The sequence below is a fragment of the Streptomyces sp. NRRL B-24572 genome (genome assembly GCF_002156145.1).
Lineage (GTDB): Bacteria > Actinomycetota > Actinomycetes > Streptomycetales > Streptomycetaceae > Streptomyces > Streptomyces vietnamensis.
In genome coordinates, this window is record NZ_MWIG01001160.1 from 1 (window position 1) to 1,425 (window position 1,425).

The window sequence follows — 1,425 nt, forward strand, 5'->3', positions numbered from 1 at the left end:
CCTTCCCCGCGCGCCCCGTGTCCTCGCCCTGCTCGCCCTGCTCGCCCTGCTCGTCCGCGCGCGGGTCCGGAGCCTCAGGAACGTGCGTACCGGGCCAGGAACAGGTCCACTCCCGAGCTGATCACCCGCGTCAGCTCCGCGTCGTCGATCTCCGCGTCGGGCGAGAAGGTACGGACGAGCTGCGGCACGCCCACCGTCGCCGCCACCAGCTGCTGCACGGCGAGCGCCGGGTCGGGCGCGTCGAGGACGCCGCGCGCGTTCAGCTCGGTGAAGGCCTCGATCAGCGGGCCGTTGTTCATGTCGTAGCTGACCCGGTACCAGAGCTGGCCGAGCTGCGGGAAGCGGTCGATCTCGCCGATGACCAGGCGCCGCAGCGACATGATGTCCGGGCGCAGCAGGATCCGCGCCCAGTCGGTGGTGAGCCGGACGAGCGCGGCCCGCAGGTCGGGGGCGTCGGCGATCGTCGAGTTGGAGGGCTCCAGATCGGCGTACGTCTTCGGCAGGACGCCGCCGATGACGGCGAGGAACAGACGCTCCTTGCTGCCGAAGTGCTTGTAGATCGTCGCCTTGGAGACGCCGGAACCACGGGTGATCGCGTCCATCGACGCCGCCGAGTACCCCTCCGCGAGGAACTCCGCGAGCGCCGCGTCGATGATCGCCCGGCGCTTGCGCGAGGCGGCGTCCGCCGGGTCCGGGATGATCGGGATGCCGTACTCGTCGATCGCGTCGGCGGCCTGCTGTGCGTCGGCTCCCATGGGTGGTCCTTAGCTGTGGTGGCGGGTCCGTCAGTATATGAACTGAACGGTTTGGTCTGCAAAGGCCGCGAGCGCCGGTCCGGCCGCCACGCCGATCAGGAACGCCAGGTTGAACAGGCCGATCGCGAGTCCGTGCCGGGCCGCCGGCAGGCTCCCGGTCGCGGCGCCCGTGAGCAGCCCCTGGCCGCCGGCCGTGACGAGCGCGCTGGTTCCCGAGCCGAGCAGGACGGCTGCCGGCCAGGGGGCCGTCACGGCGAGTGCGAGTGCCGCCGTCGAACCGAGCGCGAGGACGGCTTTGAGCCGGGCGGGGCCCAGCCTCGGCGCCGCCCGGACCAGCTGCCAGGACAGCAGCGCCCCCGCGAGCGCGGCGACGGACGCGACCGCCCCCGTCTCCACCGTGCCCCAGCCGGTGAGCGCGGCGACGCGGCGCGGAGCCGCGTACAGGAGGGCGAAGTTGACCGTGGCGAGCGCCAGCATGAGGGCGGCGGCGGCGAGGAAGCGGCGGTCGCGGAGGATGTCCAGGGGAAGGCCGCCGGGGGTACGGGGGACGGGCTGGTCCTGTGACGGATGCCCGCCCGTCAGGCGGAGCGCCGGGCGCAGCGAGAGCAGGCTCAGGAGCGGGAGGACCAGGGCCCCGCGCCAGCCGAACGCCCCCGCCACCGCCGCCCTC

General features: G+C 73.7%; 2 protein-coding genes. Both read right to left on the reverse strand.

Annotated features, from left to right (window positions below):
* Positions 1-74: 74 nt before the first annotated feature.
* Positions 75-755 (reverse strand): TetR/AcrR family transcriptional regulator, encoded by a 681-nt coding sequence (locus CCN56_RS41030; RefSeq protein ID WP_086832581.1) that lies wholly within the window; start codon positions 753-755, stop codon positions 75-77.
* Between the two features lie 30 nt (positions 756-785).
* A partial coding sequence (locus CCN56_RS43760) for an MFS transporter (protein ID WP_373412969.1) occupies positions 786-1,425 on the reverse strand: 640 nt, incomplete at its 5' end.

What these genes read in the sequence shown, in the direction of transcription:
- CCN56_RS41030 (WP_086832581.1), bottom strand. Translation starts at nt 755, where the DNA reads ATGGGAGCCGACGCACAGCAGGCCGCCGACGCGATCGACGAGTACGGC.